The sequence below is a fragment of the Streptomyces cavernae genome (genome assembly GCF_004023625.1).
Lineage (GTDB): Bacteria > Actinomycetota > Actinomycetes > Streptomycetales > Streptomycetaceae > Streptomyces > Streptomyces cavernae.
In genome coordinates, this window is sequence record NZ_RPDJ01000027.1 from 66,328 (window position 1) to 82,147 (window position 15,820).

General features: G+C 71.1%; 13 protein-coding genes. 8 read left to right on the top strand and 5 right to left on the bottom strand.

What is annotated here, in order from left to right; translation table 11 throughout:
- Positions 1 to 68 precede the first annotated feature (68 nt).
- The 6 genes from glyA (at position 69) to EF387_RS31930 (ending at position 6,877) form a co-directional block, all read left to right on the top strand.
- On the top strand, positions 69 to 1,343 hold the full coding sequence (glyA, locus tag EF387_RS31905; protein ID WP_128380129.1) for a serine hydroxymethyltransferase: 1,275 nt from the start codon (positions 69 to 71) through the stop codon (positions 1,341 to 1,343).
- Between the two features lie 79 nt (positions 1,344 to 1,422).
- Positions 1,423 to 2,805, top strand: a complete 1,383-nt coding sequence (locus EF387_RS31910; RefSeq protein WP_128380130.1) for an L-serine ammonia-lyase — start codon at positions 1,423 to 1,425, stop codon at positions 2,803 to 2,805.
- 27 nt (positions 2,806 to 2,832) lie between these two features.
- Positions 2,833 to 3,582 (top strand): response regulator transcription factor, encoded by a 750-nt coding sequence (locus EF387_RS31915; protein ID WP_128380131.1) that lies wholly within the window; start codon positions 2,833 to 2,835, stop codon positions 3,580 to 3,582.
- Positions 3,569 to 5,584: a sensor histidine kinase gene (locus EF387_RS31920; RefSeq protein ID WP_128380132.1), complete on the top strand. Its 2,016-nt coding sequence runs from the start codon at positions 3,569 to 3,571 to the stop codon at positions 5,582 to 5,584. Before EF387_RS31915 ends, EF387_RS31920 begins: the two co-directional genes overlap by 14 nt.
- Positions 5,585 to 5,707: 123 nt before the next feature.
- A complete protein-coding gene (locus EF387_RS31925; protein ID WP_128380133.1) occupies positions 5,708 to 6,139 on the top strand; it encodes a hypothetical protein in 432 nt (143 codons plus the stop codon).
- Positions 6,140 to 6,232: 93 nt separating this feature from the next.
- Complete coding sequence (locus EF387_RS31930; protein ID WP_128380134.1) at positions 6,233 to 6,877, top strand: class F sortase; 645 nt, start codon at positions 6,233 to 6,235, stop codon at positions 6,875 to 6,877.
- 57 nt (positions 6,878 to 6,934) lie between these two features.
- Here EF387_RS31930 and EF387_RS31935 read toward each other — a convergent pair whose 3' ends face one another.
- Positions 6,935 to 7,147 (bottom strand): EF-hand domain-containing protein, encoded by a 213-nt coding sequence (locus EF387_RS31935; RefSeq protein ID WP_128380135.1) that lies wholly within the window; start codon positions 7,145 to 7,147, stop codon positions 6,935 to 6,937.
- Positions 7,148 to 7,447: 300 nt separating this feature from the next.
- On the opposite strand from EF387_RS31935, the gene EF387_RS31945 reads away from it, so the two are divergent.
- Positions 7,448 to 8,086 carry a GNAT family N-acetyltransferase gene (locus EF387_RS31945; protein WP_128380136.1) on the top strand — a complete coding sequence of 213 codons (639 nt, stop codon included), beginning with the start codon at positions 7,448 to 7,450 and terminating at the stop codon, positions 8,084 to 8,086.
- Between the two features lie 24 nt (positions 8,087 to 8,110).
- Here the strand turns inward: EF387_RS31945 and EF387_RS31950 are convergent, their stop codons facing one another.
- From EF387_RS31950 to EF387_RS31965, 4 genes are all read right to left on the bottom strand, one after another.
- Positions 8,111 to 8,614 (bottom strand): ATP-binding protein, encoded by a 504-nt coding sequence (locus EF387_RS31950; protein WP_128380137.1) that lies wholly within the window; start codon positions 8,612 to 8,614, stop codon positions 8,111 to 8,113.
- A gap of 427 nt (positions 8,615 to 9,041) precedes the next feature.
- The gene (locus EF387_RS31955; RefSeq protein ID WP_128380138.1) at positions 9,042 to 9,809 is read right to left on the bottom strand and encodes an enoyl-CoA hydratase/isomerase family protein; all 768 of its coding nucleotides are present in this window, start codon (positions 9,807 to 9,809) and stop codon (positions 9,042 to 9,044) included.
- A 115-nt stretch (positions 9,810 to 9,924) separates the two neighbouring features.
- Positions 9,925 to 11,181, bottom strand: coding sequence for a L,D-transpeptidase (locus EF387_RS31960; protein ID WP_128380139.1), 1,257 nt, complete (start codon positions 11,179 to 11,181; stop codon positions 9,925 to 9,927).
- Positions 11,182 to 11,954: 773 nt separating this feature from the next.
- A complete protein-coding gene (locus EF387_RS31965) occupies positions 11,955 to 13,172 on the bottom strand; it encodes a L,D-transpeptidase (protein ID WP_128380140.1) in 1,218 nt (405 codons plus the stop codon).
- Positions 13,173 to 13,329: 157 nt separating this feature from the next.
- Here EF387_RS31965 and glgX point away from each other — a divergent pair, with 157 nt between their 5' ends.
- Positions 13,330 to 15,624 (top strand): glycogen debranching protein GlgX, encoded by a 2,295-nt coding sequence (gene glgX, locus EF387_RS31970; RefSeq protein ID WP_128380141.1) that lies wholly within the window; start codon positions 13,330 to 13,332, stop codon positions 15,622 to 15,624.
- Positions 15,625 to 15,820: the final 196 nt, after the last annotated feature.

Consider the following 15,820-nt stretch of genomic DNA (forward strand, 5'->3'; position numbering starts at 1 on the left):
CTGAGAAGGCCTGCCTTCCTCATGACCCGTCCCCCCAGGACCCCGTCCCCTAAGGACCTCTTTCACTCATGTCGCTTCTGAACAAGCCCCTGCACGAGCTCGACCCGGACGTGGCCGCCGCGGTCGACGCCGAGCTGAGCCGCCAGCAGTCCACCCTCGAGATGATCGCCTCCGAGAACTTCGCCCCGGTGGCGGTCATGGAGGCACAGGGCTCGGTCCTCACCAACAAGTACGCCGAGGGCTATCCCGGCCGCCGCTACTACGGCGGCTGTGAGCACGTCGACGTGGTCGAGAAGATCGCGATCGACCGCGTCAAGGAGCTCTTCGGCGCCGAACACGCCAACGTGCAGCCGCACTCGGGCGCCCAGGCCAACGCCGCCGCCATGTTCGCGCTGCTCCAGCCGGGCGACACGATCATGGGTCTGAACCTCGCCCACGGCGGGCACCTGACCCACGGCATGAAGATCAACTTCTCCGGCAAGCTGTACGACGTGGTCGCCTACCACGTGGACGACGCCACCGGACAGGTCGACATGGCCGAGGTCGAGCGGCTGGCCAAGGAGTCGCGGCCGAAGCTGATCGTGGCGGGCTGGTCGGCGTACCCGCGGCAGCTGGACTTCGCCGCGTTCCGCCGGATCGCGGACGAGGTCGGCGCCTACCTCATGGTCGACATGGCCCACTTCGCGGGTCTGGTCGCGGCGGGGCTGCACCCGAACCCCGTCCCGCACGCGCACGTGGTCACCACCACGACCCACAAGACGCTCGGCGGTCCGCGCGGAGGCGTGATCCTGTCGACGGCCGAGCTGGCCAAGAAGATCAACTCCGCGGTCTTCCCCGGTCAGCAGGGCGGTCCGCTCGAGCATGTGATCGCCGCCAAGGCCGTCGCCTTCAAGGTCGCGGCGTCCGAGGAGTTCCGCGAGCGCCAGACGCGGACCCTGGAAGGCGCCCGGATCCTCGCCGAGCGGCTGGTGCGGGACGACGTACGGGCGGCCGGGGTGAGCGTCCTGTCCGGCGGCACGGACGTCCACCTGGTCCTCGTGGACCTGCGCGACTCCGAGCTGGACGGGCAGCAGGCCGAGGACCGCCTCCACGAGATCGGCATCACCGTCAACCGCAACGCCGTCCCGAACGACCCGCGCCCGCCGATGGTGACCTCGGGTCTCAGGATCGGCACACCGGCCCTGGCCACCCGCGGCTTCACCACCGAGGACTTCGCCGAGGTCGCCGACGTGATCGCGGCGGCGCTGAAGGCGCCCTCCCCCTTCGGCGCGGCCGACGCGGCGGAACTCAGGGCCCGGGTCACCGCGCTCACCGAGAAGCACCCGCTGTACCCGGGCCTGTAGGCCGCGGCGCTGCCGTGCGCACCGACGACCGGTGCGCACGGCACCGCACCCAGCACCACCCCCGTAGTGAGGAGTCCCCGTGGCCATCTCCGTCTTCGACCTGTTCTCGATCGGCATAGGCCCGTCCAGTTCCCACACGGTGGGTCCTATGCGCGCGGCCCGGATGTTCGCCCGGCGGCTGCGGAGCGAGGAGGTGCTCGGCCGGGTGGCCTCGGTCCGTGCCGAGCTGTACGGCTCGCTGGGCGCGACCGGGCACGGGCACGGCACACCGAAGGCGGTGCTGCTCGGACTGGAGGGCGCCTCCCCGCGGACCGTCGACGTGGAAACGGCGGACGACCGGGTGGAGACCATCCGCACGGACGGCCGGCTGGCCCTGCTCGGCGAGCACGAGATCGCCTTCGACTTCGACGCCGACCTGGTCCTGCACCGCCGCAAGACCCTGCCGTACCACGCGAACGGCATGACCCTGTGGGCGTACGACGCCTCGGGGAGCGAGCTGCTGTCGAAGACTTACTACTCGGTCGGCGGCGGATTCGTCGTCGACGAGGACGCGGTCGGCGCGGACCGGATCAAGCTGGACGACACCGCGCTGAAGTACCCCTTCCGCACGGGCGACGAACTGCTGCGGCTGACCCGGGACACGGGCCTGTCGATCTCCTCGCTGATGCTGGAGAACGAGCGGGCGTGGCGCACGGAGGAGGAGATCCGCTCCGGTCTGCTGGACATCTGGCGCGTGATGCAGGCCTGCGTGTCCCGCGGCATGTCACGCGAGGGCATCCTGCCGGGCGGGCTGAGGGTGCGCCGCCGCGCGGCCGTCACGGCACGCCAACTGCGCGCCGAGGGCGACCCCATGGCCCGCTCGATGGAGTGGATCACGCTGTACGCGATGGCCGTGAACGAGGAGAACGCGGCCGGCGGCCGGGTGGTGACCGCCCCCACCAACGGCGCCGCGGGCATCATCCCGGCGGTCCTGCACTACTACATCAACTTCGCGGCCGGTGGGGCCTCCGAAGGAGAGAAGGAGGACGGCGTGGTCCGCTTCCTGCTCGCCGCCGGCGCGATCGGGATGCTCTTCAAGGAGAACGCGTCGATCTCCGGCGCGGAGGTGGGCTGCCAGGGCGAGGTCGGCTCCGCCTGCTCGATGGCGGCGGGCGCGCTGGCCGAGGTGCTCGGCGGAACCCCCGAACAGGTCGAGAACGCCGCAGAGATCGGCATGGAACACAACCTCGGCCTGACCTGCGACCCGGTCGGCGGCCTGGTCCAGATCCCGTGCATCGAACGCAACGGCATGGCCGCGGTCAAGGCGGTCACGGCGGCCCGCATGGCGATGCGCGGCGACGGCTCCCACAAGGTCTCCCTGGACAAGGTCATCAAGACGATGAAGGACACCGGGGCGGACATGAGCGTGAAGTACAAGGAGACGGCTCGGGGCGGGCTGGCGGTCAACATCATCGAGTGCTGAGGAAGGCCGCTCGCTACGATCCACAGCGTGTGTGCAAACATCATCGTCGCCGAAGACGACACGAAGCAGGCCGAGTTGGTGCGCCGTTACCTGGAGCACGAGGGGCACACGGTCACGGTCGTGGAGGACGGCCGTGCGGCTCTCGAGGAAGTCCGGCACGAGGAACCCGACCTGCTCGTCCTCGATGTGATGATGCCCCGGGCGGACGGCCTCGACGTGGTGCGGATCCTGCGCGCCGAGTGCCGGGAGTTGCCGGTGCTGATGCTGACGGCCCGGAGCACCGAGGACGATCTGCTGCTCGGCCTGGACCTCGGCGCCGACGACTACATGACCAAGCCGTTCAGCCCTCGCGAGCTGATGGCGCGGGTACGTACGCTGCTGCGCCGCACCCGGCGTTCCGGCGGACCCGAGGCCGGCCCCGGGCCCGAGCCCGACGCCGTCCAGGACGATGCGCTGTCCGTCGGCTCCCTCCGGGTGGATCCGGCCCGGCACGAGGTGTCGGTCGAGGGGACGCAAGTGGTGTGCACACCCGGTGAGTTCCGTATCCTCGCCGCGATGGCGGCGCAGCCCGACCGGGTCTTCACCAGGCAGCGGCTCCTGGAGGAGCTGCACGGCTTCGACAAGTACATCGGCGGCCGCACCGTCGACGTGCACATCATGCATCTGCGCAAGAAGATCGAGCGCAACCCCCGGCGACCGGCCCGGCTGCTCACCGTTTTCGGCGTCGGCTACAAGCTGACGGACCCTGCGAAGGACATACGTCATGCGTCGTCGTGACGAGCGGGCGCGGCTGCCGCTCCGAAAGAGCCTGCTCGGCCGGCTGCTGACCGTGTCCGCGCTGGTGGCCTCGTGCTCGGTGGCCGCCACCGCCTGGCTCGCCGTGCAGACGACCTCCGTCGCGATCCGCCAGGAGCAGGGGCAGAACCTCGCGTCCGGCGCGAAGATCTACGACACCCTGCTGGGCTACGCGGCCACCCATCGGGACTGGGAGGGCGTCGACGGCACCGTGCGCGAACTGGCCCGGCAGTCCGGGCGCCGGATCGTGCTGACCACCGAGGACCGGCGGCCGCTCTCCGACTCCGCCGACGACGGCTCGTCCGCCGCCGCACTGCCACCGCAGGCCTCGGCGGTCGTCGACCCACTGGCGGTCGACACCGTGCTGGTCTCCGACGCCGTCCCGGTCGGCGCGGACCGCGTCGACCCACGCGCCGTGGGGCCGTTCCTGCTGCCCGCGGAGGAACGTGCGGTCCTGCGGAAGGCCACCGCATCGAGCGTGGAGTGCCTCGCCGGTGCGGGCATCGCCGCGGACATCGTCGACAGCCCGAGCGGGCGGCCCCGGGTGCAGTTCGTCAGCAACGACACCGACCGCTCCATGGAGCTGAAGTGTCTGACGAGCGGAGCGGTCGGTCCCACCGCGACCGAGAAGAAGGCCCTCCGCGCGCTCAACCAGCTGGCCGACGCCTGCCTGAAGCGGCAGGGCCGCACGGGCGTGAAGCTGAACCTGGACCTGTCCTGGGACCGGGGATACGGGCAGAACGGCACGGACGTCGGCGATCCGGCGGCGATCCCCGTCCCCGAGGCCGGCATCTCCAAGCGAGAGGCGGCCGAGCGGCAGGCAGCCGAGGAGAAGGCGGCCCTGGCTCGAACGATCCGGGAGAAGGAGGCCGCGGTCGACGGGCGCGCCGCCCGCCCGTCCGAGGCCCGCAGCAGCGGGTACGACCGGGCCGTGGCCGCCTGCGTCGGCAGCGCCCGCCGCGAACAGCTCACGGCCTATGTCGCCGCTCCCGCGCTGCTGTTCATCGACGGTCCCAAAGCCGTCAGCGTCCCCGGTTTCGATCTCTCGCCGGCCAACACCGCGCGTATCGCAGGAGTCACGGCCCTCGTCCTCGCCCTCACCGTCGGCGCCTCGATGATCGCCGGAGCCCGGCTCGTACGCCCGTTGCACGCGCTCACCGGCGCCGCCCAGCGGATGCGGGACGGCTTGGACTCGGCGCCCGTGCCGGTCGGCTCGGACAACGAGATCGGACGGCTGGCCGAGGCCTTCAACGACATGGCCGCACACCGTGCCCGGCTCGAGGAACAGCGCAAGGTGATGGTCAGCGACGTCGCCCATGAGCTGCGTACCCCGCTGAGCAACATCCGTGGCTGGCTGGAGGCGGCACATGACGGTGTGGCCAAGCCGGACCCGGCGTTCGTCTCCTCGCTCCTCGAGGAGGCGGTGCAGCTTCAGCACCTCATCAGCGATCTGCAGGACCTCGGGGCGGCCGACGCGGGCGAACTGCGGCTGCACCCGGAGCCGGTACGCATCGACGACCTGCTCGGCCAGGTAGCCGCGGCACACCAGGGTCTGGCCGAGACCGCGGGCGTCACCCTGACGGTCTCCGCGGGTCCGCCCGGCACGCCTCGTCCGCCACTGCTCGAGGCCGATCCCGTACGGCTTCGCCAGGCCCTCAGCAACCTGCTCTCCAACGCGGTACGCCACACACCGCCCGGGGGCCGGGTGACCCTGCGATCGTATGTCACCGATTCCGGGGACGAGGTGGCCGTGGAGGTGGCCGACACCGGCAGCGGTATCGCGGCGGACGACGTTCCCCATGTGTTCGACCGGTTCTGGCGCGCGGAGAAGTCCCGCAACCGGAGCACCGGCGGCAGCGGCCTCGGGCTGGCGATCGTCCTCAAACTCGCCGAGGCGCACGGTGGCACGGCGAGCGTGACGAGTACCGAGGGCCAGGGCTCGGTCTTCACGCTGAGGCTGCCGGCCGGCACCGCCGGGCCCTGATCGGATGACCATGAGCTTTTGACAGCTTCTTCATAAGTGCTCGCCAGTCTTGAGCCATGCCCGGAACCTGGTGCGACTCGGCAACCAGGTACCACCAAGGCCGGGCTGGAACTGGAGCCATACATGTCCCGCCATCGCACCCTGCGTCTCGCCGTTCTGACCGCCGTCGCGGCCGGCGCGCTGCTCGTCCCCGCCGGCGCGGCCGTCGCCGCCGACCCGACTGCGGTGCCGAGCACGACGACCGACAATCCGACCCCGGCCGACAGGGAGGCCATCGCCGAGAAGGAGGCCGCCGCCAAGAAGGCCGAGGCCGCCAAGAAGGCGGGGTCGGAGAGCCTCTCCCCGGAGGAGGCCAAGACCAGGAAGCTCGAGGAGGCCAGGAAGGCGAAGGACACCCAGAGGCTTCCGCGGGGCGGCGTCGCCGCGGGTGAGTCCACGGCTGAGAACTCCGGCAGCACCATGACCATCGCCGGTTCGGCCACCGGCGCCCTGCTGCTCGCCGGCGCCGGAACCTTCGTACTGCGCCGCCGCTCGGCCCACCGACGCGAAGGCTGACCGGCGGAACGTCTCCGACCCGGCACGACGGTGGCGCCGCCCTTCGCGGGGCGGCGCCACGCGTGTTCACCCAGTCCCGTCCTGGAGCCCGTAATGCCCCCTGCACACCGTCCGGTACGGCGCATCGGCACCCGTCGTGCGCGTGCCGGCCTCGCCCTCGTCATCCCGGCGGTCCTCACCGTGCTCACCGGCTGCTCGTCCGGCACCGGCACGGCCGCCCCGGCCGGCCGAACGGCAGCCGGCGCCCCCGCGTCCCGAGGCCCCTCCGCCGACGCTCCTCAGGCCGAGCGGCGGGCGGCGCCCGCCGAGGTCGCCATCCCCTCGATCGGGGTCACAAGTTCCCTGATGGAGCTCGGTCTCAACGCGGACGGAACCGTCGAGGTCCCGCCGCCGGAGAAGGGTATGACCGCGGGCTGGTACACGGGTGGGTCCGTGCCCGGTGAAGCCGGAGCCGCCGTCATCATCGGCCACAACAACACCCGTTTCGGCAAGGCCGTCTTCCGCGACCTCAGGAAGATCGACAAGGGCGCGGAGATCACCGTCACCAACGGCCGGGGAGAGTCGGCGGACTTCACCGTCACGGCCGTCGAGAGCGTCAGCAAGAACGCGTTCCCCACCGAGAAGGTCTACGGCCCGACAGAGGACCGGGCCCTGCGGCTGATCACCTGTGACGGCGGCTTCGACGCCGAGGGCCACCCGGTGAACAACCTCATCGTCTACGCGACGTTGGAGGACTGACACACCGAAGGGGGGCGCCCACCGGTCGTTTCCGGTGGGCGCCCCCCTTCGCGGACTTCACTTGCCCAGGTAGGACCAGAACTCGTCGAACGACAGCAGCTTGTCGCCGTTGAGGTCCCGGGCGGCGATGACGGACTCGGCCACCGACTCGGTGACGTTCCAGTCGCCCTCCTGGGCCAGGGCGGTCTTGAACTCGGCGGCGGTGATGAAACCGTCGCCATCCGAATCGATCCGCTCGAAGTGCTTGCGTGCTTCCTCGATGTCCGCCACCGGTCCGCCCCTTCTTGGTGCTCAACTGACGGGGTCAGATTAACGGTCGACGCGTGCGCGCAGCGCGGCGACCACCCAAGCGGACACCTCGCGGTGGGCGCTCGCGGCTGGGCGCCCCTTCACACCGGCCGGCAGCTCGCGGCAGCGAGCGACCCCCCGTCGTCGATCATGTCTGCGAGTGTGGGCCTCCCAGGGGGTGGAGACCCAAGCCCGCTCAAGGGAAGGGAAGCGGTAACCGGCAAGCGGGAACCAGGAACCGGGAACGCGAAAACGCGTCATGGGGAAGCGAGGAGCGTGGTGGTGGCGGGCACTCTGCGGGACATTCTGGACGAGGCGGCTCGCGGGGTCTTCCCGCCGGCCGACGGCGGCACCACCGTCGTGCGCCAGCACGCCCACCGGGACGCCGGGGTCATCGCCTTCACCGCGCACTCGGTGGTCTTCACGGACGAGGAACCACGGTGGGTGCGCGAGACGCTGGAGGGCATCGACTGCGACGGGCTCGCCGCGACCATGAACCCCCTTTTCCTGTCAGCCCTCTTGGCGCGTACGGGGCGGTCGACCGACACGATCGACGTGCTCTCCGTCGGCGACCCGCTCCCCGGCGCGCCGCCGCTCGCCCTGACCGAGGTGGCAGACCCGGACCATCCGCGGGTTCTCAGCTCCCGCAAACGGCGGGACGACGTCCGCGTATGGGCCGCGGACGGCGGGGTCCTGGTGCTGGGGCGCGGGGTCGCGGGGCGGCTGGAGGCGGCGATCGAGGTGGATGAGGGAGTACGACACCGGGGGCTCGGCCGCGCCCTGGCCACGGCGGCGCGGCAGTTGAGCCGGGGCGAGCCGGTGTGGGCCCAGGTCGCGGCGGGGAACGCCCGCAGCATGCGGGCGTTCCAGGCGGCGGGCTACCGCCCGGTCGGAGCGGAGGCCCTCCTGATCGCCCGCTGAGGCGTGGGGGGTCCGGCCCGCTCGTCAGCGGTCGACCACCCGCATTTCGAACCACGTCGTCTTGCCGCGCGGCAAGAGGTCCACTCCCCAGCGGTCGGACAGCTTGTCCACGAGGAAGAGTCCTCGTCCGCTGAGGTCCAGCTCCTGGACGGGCATCAGGCAGGGCAGCCCTCGGGAGGGGTCACGGACCTCGATGCGGATCCAGCCCCGGCGGCGGCGCATCCGGAGGCCGAAGACGCGGGCTCCGGTGTGGCGTACGGCATTGCCCACGAGTTCGGAGACGAGCAACACGGCGTCCTCGGTCGTCTTCGGGGTGAGCCCCCAGTGGCGGAGGACGACGACCTGGGTCAGTCGGCGTGCGGTGGCCGCGGACTCCGGACGCGAAGGCAGGTGTACCTCCCGATCGGCCGGGTTCCCGAACAACTCGACTGCCCTCGCCGCCTGTTCGTCCTCGACCGCCGGCGACCAGCGCGCCGCGGTCGCACTGCCGTGCCGCCTCGGCTGTTCCACACCCTCCAGCCCCGCCATGCCCCCCATCATGGCCGTCCTGGACGGGCTCCGGGGCGGTTCCGGCTGAATCAGGCACCTGGAACCTACCAAGTTGATAAGCACAGAATGCATATGCCAAGAGCAGCGGAACAGCCCTTACCTGGGGTTTCACCTGGGACGACGGGATGACCGGGGGCGATTGCCGACGCACCGGGCCCACACAGTCTTAAGGCTGCCTTAAGGCTCAGATAATGCGCTCCTTCGGGGGACGCAATGATGAGACTTCTCGTCAACTGCAAGCGGAACGCCTCGACTTGGACGTACGCCACACACGGCCGGGCGCCGGCCGCCCGCCCGGTCACCCCGGCATCCAGCCGAACGGCCGCCCGAACGGCCCGCCTTGCCCGTGCCCGGTCGTGTCACCGTGGCCGCCCCACCGAGACGGCCACGGCCAACAGGACGGAATTCAGAGGAACTTGGCCTTCCCCGGTCCCTCCTCCACGAAGCTGCGCATCCCCCGCTCCCGGTCTTCGGTGGCGAACAGTCCCGCGAACCAGTTCCGTTCGATCGCGAGCCCGGTGTCGAGGTCAGTCTCCAGTCCCGCGTCGATCGACTCCTTGGCCGCGCGGAGCGCGAGCGCCGGGCCCTTGACCAGCTTCGCCGCCCACGCACGCGCCGTCTCGTAGACCTCCGCCGCCGGTACCACCCGGTCCACCAGGCCGAGCGTCAGCGCCTCATCGGCCTTCACCATGCGGCCGGTGAAGATGAGGTCCTTCGCCTTCGAGGGGCCGATCAGCCGGGAGAGGCGCTGGGTGCCGCCGGCGCCGGGGATCAGGCCCAGCAGGATCTCCGGCTGCCCCAGCTTCGCGTCGTCCGCCGCGATCCGGTAGTCCGCGCACAGCGCCAACTCGCAGCCGCCGCCCAGCGCGTACCCGGTGACCGCCGCGACCACCGGCTTGGGGATACGGGCCACGGCCGTGAAGGAGTCCTGCAGGGCCCGGGAGCGTACGACCATCGCCGTATGGTCCATGGCCTGCATCTCCTTGATGTCCGCGCCGGCCGCGAACACCTTCTCGCCGCCGTAGAGGATCACGGCGCGTACGTCCTCCCGGCGCGTGGCCTCCTCGGCCAGCTCCTTGAGCCGGTCCTGGACGGCGATGTCCAGCGCGTTCATCGGCGGGCGGTCCAGGCGGATGGTGCCGATACCGTCGGCCACTTCGAGATGCACAGTCATGGCAGCAGGTTAGTGGGCGTTAACGACAAAAGGCCCGGTGTGCTCGGTCACAGCACACCGGGCCCTCGGGGCTCCCCGGGATCCAGCCGATCCGCTTGTCCTGGGAGAAGTGGATCTAGGCGATCCACTTCTCCCAGGACATGTTCCAGGCGTTGAGCCCGTTGTCCGGGTCGACGATCCGGTCGTTGGAGTTCTTCACGATCACCACGTCGCCGATCATCGAGTTGTTGAAGAACCAGGCCGCGGAGACGTTCTTGTCGTAGCCGCCCTTCACGTCGCGCAGGCCGATGCAGCCATGGCTGGCGTTGTAGTTTCCGAAGGCGCCGCCGCCCCAGTAGTTGCCGTGGATGAAGGTGCCGGAGGTGGTCAGGCGCTGGGCGTGCGGGACGTCCTTGATGTCGTACTCGCCGCCGTAGCCGACCGTGTCGCCGTTCATCCGGGTCACCGCGAGCCGCTCGGTGATCACCATCTGGCCGTTCCAGGTGTCGTAGCCGGGCTTGCCCGTGGTGACGGGGATGGTCTTGATGACCTTGCCGTCCCGCTTGACCGTCATCTTGAGGGTCTTGACGTCGACGGTGGAGACCTGGCTGCGGCCGATGGTGAAGTCGACCGTCTTGGCCTGTTCGCCGTAGACGCCGGGGCGGCCCTCCACTCCGTCCAGGTTCAGCCGGACGGAGACCTTCGTACCGGGCTTCCAGTACTCCTCGGGCCGGAAGTCGAGCCGGTCGTTGCCGAACCAGTGGCCGCGGACGTCGACGGCGGGCTCGGTCTTGATGATGATCGCCTTCTCCACGTCCTCGGGGTTGGTGATCCCGCGGGTGAAGCGGACGGAGAAGGGCATTCCGACGCCGACCTTGGAGCCGTCCTCGGGGGTGAAGGTGCCGACGAACGTGTTCTTCGGGGTCAGCGTGGTGAAACTGGAGTCCTCGGCGGCCTTGCGGCCCTCGGAGTCCTCCGCGGTGGCGTGCACCTTGTACTGGGTGGAGGCGGCCAGGTGGGTGGACGGCGTCCAGGTGGACCCGCCGTCGGTGACCCTGCCCGCCACCGGGTTGCCCTTGGTGTCCTCGACGGTGACCTCGGTCAGCTTGCCCTTGGCCGCGGATATCTTCAGGGCGCCCTGGGTGTCGACGGACTTCGCGCCGTTCTTGGGGGCTATGGTCACCACCGCCTCGGACTGCTCGGTGGCGGTCTTGTCCGCGGCCTTGCCACCGGCCCCGTTCTTGGCGTTCCCGGCGTCGGAGCCACCGCCCCCTCCGCCGCCTCCACACGCCGTCACGGCGAGCAGGAGGACGCCGAGCAGCAGGGCCAACAGCCCCTTGCCCCCGCCCCGCCGCAGGCCGGCCGACTCCCCCGATAGCGGTCGCCCGTTCAAGTTGTTTCTCCCCTCGCACGGCCTGATGAGGCCCGCACTTCTCCCCTCGCTGCGGCGTGTCGACGCACGGCCGAACAGCTTGGGGGCTAATTAATCACACGGCCGACACTCATGACGGCCGGTCATTGTCACTGTTCAGTCCCAACTGCGGCCGCGCGCGGGGCCCCGGCCCATGGGCCGGTGCACGGACCCGTACGCCCCCCGGTCCACGCCCCGTTCGTGTCTCATCCGAGTCCCGTTCGCGTTCCATTCAGGCCCCGGCGCGGGCCCCTTCCCCGCCCTGACGCGGTCCCTTCTCCGCCCCGGCGCGGACCCTTCCCCACCTTGACGCGGTCCCTTCCCCCGTCCCGGCGCGGACCCTTCCCCACCTTGACGCGGTCCCTTCCCCCTTCCCGGCGCGGACCCTTCCCCACCCCGGCGCGGGTTCTACCAAGCCCCGACGCGGACTCTTCCCCACCCTGATATCGGTCCGGCGTGCGCCCCGTTCAGGGCGGGGCACGCCGGATCCCGCGCGGGGCGGGGCGGCGCACGCCCCTTCCCGCGCGGGGCCCGGGGTCCCGGCCAGGGCTTGTGTTCGCCCCCTCCGCCCCTGCCCGGGGCTCCGCCCGGGCCCAGCCGCCCAGGGGGCTCTGCCCTCTGGGCCCCGCGCTCGTCAAAGGCCGGACGGACTGAAAAGACGGGCCCCGCCCCGAAGCGGCGGTGCCCACTGCCCGCGCCAACGGCCAAGGGGTGCGGCTGGCACCGGCCCGGCTGAGGCCGCCGCTCGGCTCACATCACCGAGCCGCACCCCCCGTCCCCCACTCCGCCCACCCCATGTTCCAGCCGCCCAGGCCGTTGTCCGGAGCCACCTGCTTGTCGTTGCTGCCCACGACCTCCACCACGTCGCCGATCAGGCTGCGGTCGAAGAACCAGGCCGCCGGGGTGTCGGAGCCACCGCCCTTGACGTCACGCAGGCCGATGCAGCCGTGGCTGACGTTGGCCTCGCCGAAAACGTCGGGCGCCCAGTAGTTGCCGTGCAGGAAGGTGCCGGATTCGGTGAGGCGCATGGCGTGCGGGACGTCCGGGATGTCGTACTCGCCGCCGAAACCGACCGTTCGGCTGTTCATGCGGGTGACCTCGAGCATCTCGCTGACCACCATCTTCCCGTTGTAGGTGGTGGTCTCAGGCGCGCCCGCGGTGATCGGCACCGTGGCGAGCAGCGCCCCGTCGCGGCGGACCTCCATCGTGTGCCGGGAGGCGTCGACGAGGCTGTGCTGGTCGCGTCCGACGGTGAAGGAGAACGTCTTCGTCTGCAGCCCGTACACCCCGGGCGCCGATTCCACGTCGCGCAGCCTCAGGTCGACCGTCACCTCGGTGCCCGGCTTCCAGTACCGCTCGGGCCGGAAGTCGACGCGGTGCGTGCCGAACCAGTGCGGGCGGATCTCCACGGCGGGCCGGGCCGTCACCCTGATCGCCCGCTCCACGTCCGCCCGGTTCTCGATCTCCCGGTTGAACTCCAGCGAGACGATCATGCCGGTGCCCACGGTGGAGCGGTGCTCGGGTGTGACGTAGGCGATGAAGCGTTCGTCGGGGACGTACGTCCGGAAGGTGGTGTGCCGTGCCGAGCGGCGGCCGTGGGCGTCGAGGGCGACCACGTCGACGGTGTACTTCGCGGCGAGCGCGAGCCGCCGGGTGTGGGGCCGCCAGGTGAGTCCGTCCTCGTCGACGGCCCCGGGCACCAGGACCTCCTGCGCGTCCTGCGTCCTGATCACCCGCACGGTCTCCAGTCGCCCTTCGGGCACCCGGACCACCAGCGGCTCGTCCGCAGGCACGTTCCTTCGCCCGTCCTCCGGTGACACGCGGATGATGTCACCGGCCGAAAGCGGCCGGCCGGGCCGGCCGGGAGGTTCCTCGGCCGGTACGCCCGCGCCGCATCCGGCGAGTAGTCCTGCCCATGTCAGTACGGCGGCCAGTGCGGCCCCTGCGCGCCCCGCGCGCCTCTGTGCGTGCATCACACCGCGCCCAACGACGCAGGGCAGGGGAGGGGCACGTGAGTGCGAGCCATGCGGTGGGCAGAACAGTGGGGAGGACGACACGACACGGGCAGCGGCCGGGACGCCGCACCCCCCACTCACGGGGTCGTTCCACCGAGCCGCGGGGAGGCAGGCGGTGTCGAGCGCACCGGAGCAGGAGGCCGTCCACAACGGGCGCGCCGGCAGCATCAGCAGCAGCGCCGGCGGTACCGGCGGCAACGGACGGTCGGCGGTCGTGCCCGCGACGCGGCGCGACCGGGAGCCGGTGCCGCCGACCGTGCCGGTGTGGCCGGGCGCGCCGACCCCACTCGGTGCGCGTTTCCGGGTCGGACCGGACGGTGTGGCGGGCACCAACTTCGCCCTGTGGGCGGGGGGCGCGGAGGCCGTGGAGGTATGCCTGTTCGACGAGGACGGCGGCGAGACGCGCGCCCCGCTGACCGAGCTGACGCACGAGATTTGGCACGGTTTCGTGCCCGGTGTGCAGCCCGGGCAGCGCTACGGCTACCGGGTCCACGGCCGCTGGGACCCGTGGACCGGGGCCCGCTGGAACCCGGCGAAGCTGCTGCTGGATCCGTACGCGCGTGCCGTGGACGGCGAGTTCGGGCTGCCTCCGGAGGTGTACGGGCACGTCCGCGACTGGCCCGAGCAGCGCGTCGCCGACACGGTGCGTGACGACCGGGACTCGGCACCGTTCGTCCCCAAGGGCGTGGTCGTCCACGACGGCGCACCCGACGACGAATGGATGTACGACCGCCGCCCGAAGACGCCGTGGGCGGACTCGGTCATCTACGAACTGCACGTCAAGGGCTTCACCAAGCTGCACCCGGGCATCCCGGAGGAGCTGCGCGGCACCTACGCGGGCCTCGGGCACCCGGCGGCGATCGAGCACCTGGTGAAGCTGGGTGTGACGGCGGTGGAGCTGCTGCCGGTGCACCAGTTCGCGCACGAGGACCATCTGCTGCGCCGGGGACTGCGCAACTACTGGGGCTACAACTCGATCGGCTACTTCGCCCCGCACGCGGCGTACGCGGCGTCGGGGACGACGGGGCAGCAGGTCGGCGAGTTCAAGGGGATGGTGCGGGCGCTGCACGCGGCCGGTATCGAGGTCATCCTCGACGTGGTCTACAACCACACGGCGGAGGCGAGCGAGCTGGGGCCGACGCTGTCGCTGAAGGGCATCGACAACCGCGGCTACTACCGGCTCCAGTCCGACGCCCGCCGCTACGCCGACTACACCGGCTGCGGCAACACGCTCCACGTGGTCCAGCCGCACGTCCTGCGTCTGATCACGGACTCGCTCCGTTACTGGGTGACGGAGATGGGGGTGGACGGCTTCCGCTTCGACCTGGCGGCGGCGCTCGCCCGCTCCATGCACGACGTCGACATGCTCTCGCCGTTCCTGGCGGTGATCGCCCAGGATCCGGTGCTGCGCCGGGTGAAACTGATCGCGGAGCCCTGGGACGTCGGCTCCGGCGGCTACCAGGTGGGCGCCTTCCCGCCCCTGTGGACGGAGTGGAACGACCGTTACCGAAACGCGGTACGGGACTACTGGCGCGGTGCGCTGCCGGACGTGCGGGACCTGGGGTACCGGCTGTCGGGTTCGAGCGACCTGTACGCCTGGGGCGGACGCCGGCCCTACGCGTCGGTCAACTTCATCACCGCCCACGACGGTTTCACCCTCCGCGACCTGGTGTCCTACGAGCGCAAGCACAACGAGGCGAACGGCGAGGGCAACCGGGACGGCACGGACGACAACCGGGCGTGGAACTGCGGGACGGAGGGCGAGACCGACGACGAGCGCATACGAGCGCTGCGCCGCCGTCAGCTGCGGAACCTGCTGACCACCCTGCTGCTGTCGACGGGTGTGCCGATGCTGGTGGCGGGCGACGAGCTGGGGCGCACCCAGGGCGGCAACAACAACGCCTACTGCCAGGACAACGAGATCGGCTGGATCGACTGGAGCCTGCTGGAGGAGCCGGGCTGGCGGGCACTGTTCGACCTCACCTCCCGGCTGATCGCGCTCCGCCACCGCCATCCGGTGCTGCGGCGGCGCGCCTTCTTCTCCGGGCGGGCGCACTCGGCGGACGGGCTGCGGGACCTGGCGTGGTTCACCGAGCGCGGGACGGAGATGACGGAGCGGGACTGGTACGCGCCCGCGGCGACGCTGGGGATGTATCTGTCGGGTCGGGACATCCCGGGCCGGGACGCGCGGGGGGTCCCGGTGGTGGACGACAGTTTCCTGGCGGTGTTGCACGCGGGGGACCGGCCGGTGAGCTTCGTGTTGCCGGGGCCGCCGTGGGCCGAGCGGTACGAGGTCATGGTCGACACCTCGCGGGAGGACCAGGCGGGGGCGCCCGCGGTGGTGCACCGCGCCGGGTCGACGATCACCGTTCCGGCCCGGGCGGTGCTGCTGCTGCGCGTGATGGGGTGACGCTGCCGCGAGTGGTGGGGGGACGCTGCCGCGGGTGGTGGGGGTGACACACGCTTCGCTCGAGCAGGGGGACCCCGTGAGGGGCTGAATGCTGCGCCGCACCGGAGCGCAAACGTCCCCTGGGCGTGCCCCGGCGCAGGTCGGGCCGGTCCTAGGTCCACCGGATGACCCAGGTCGGGCCGAAACTCGGTGGGCG

Bases quoted from the DNA above. Each gene is read 5' to 3' on its own strand.
- glyA (WP_128380129.1), top strand. From the start codon at position 69: ATGTCGCTTCTGAACAAGCCCCTGCACGAGCTCGACCCGGACGTGGCC.
- EF387_RS31920 (WP_128380132.1), top strand. From the start codon at position 3,569: ATGCGTCGTCGTGACGAGCGGGCGCGGCTGCCGCTCCGAAAGAGCCTG.
- EF387_RS31925 (WP_128380133.1), top strand. From the start codon at position 5,708: ATGTCCCGCCATCGCACCCTGCGTCTCGCCGTTCTGACCGCCGTCGCG.
- EF387_RS31930 (WP_128380134.1), top strand. From the start codon at position 6,233: ATGCCCCCTGCACACCGTCCGGTACGGCGCATCGGCACCCGTCGTGCG.
- EF387_RS31950 (WP_128380137.1), bottom strand. From the start codon at position 8,614: ATGGCGGGGCTGGAGGGTGTGGAACAGCCGAGGCGGCACGGCAGTGCG.
- EF387_RS31955 (WP_128380138.1), bottom strand. From the start codon at position 9,809: ATGACTGTGCATCTCGAAGTGGCCGACGGTATCGGCACCATCCGCCTG.
- EF387_RS31965 (WP_128380140.1), bottom strand. From the start codon at position 13,172: ATGCACGCACAGAGGCGCGCGGGGCGCGCAGGGGCCGCACTGGCCGCC.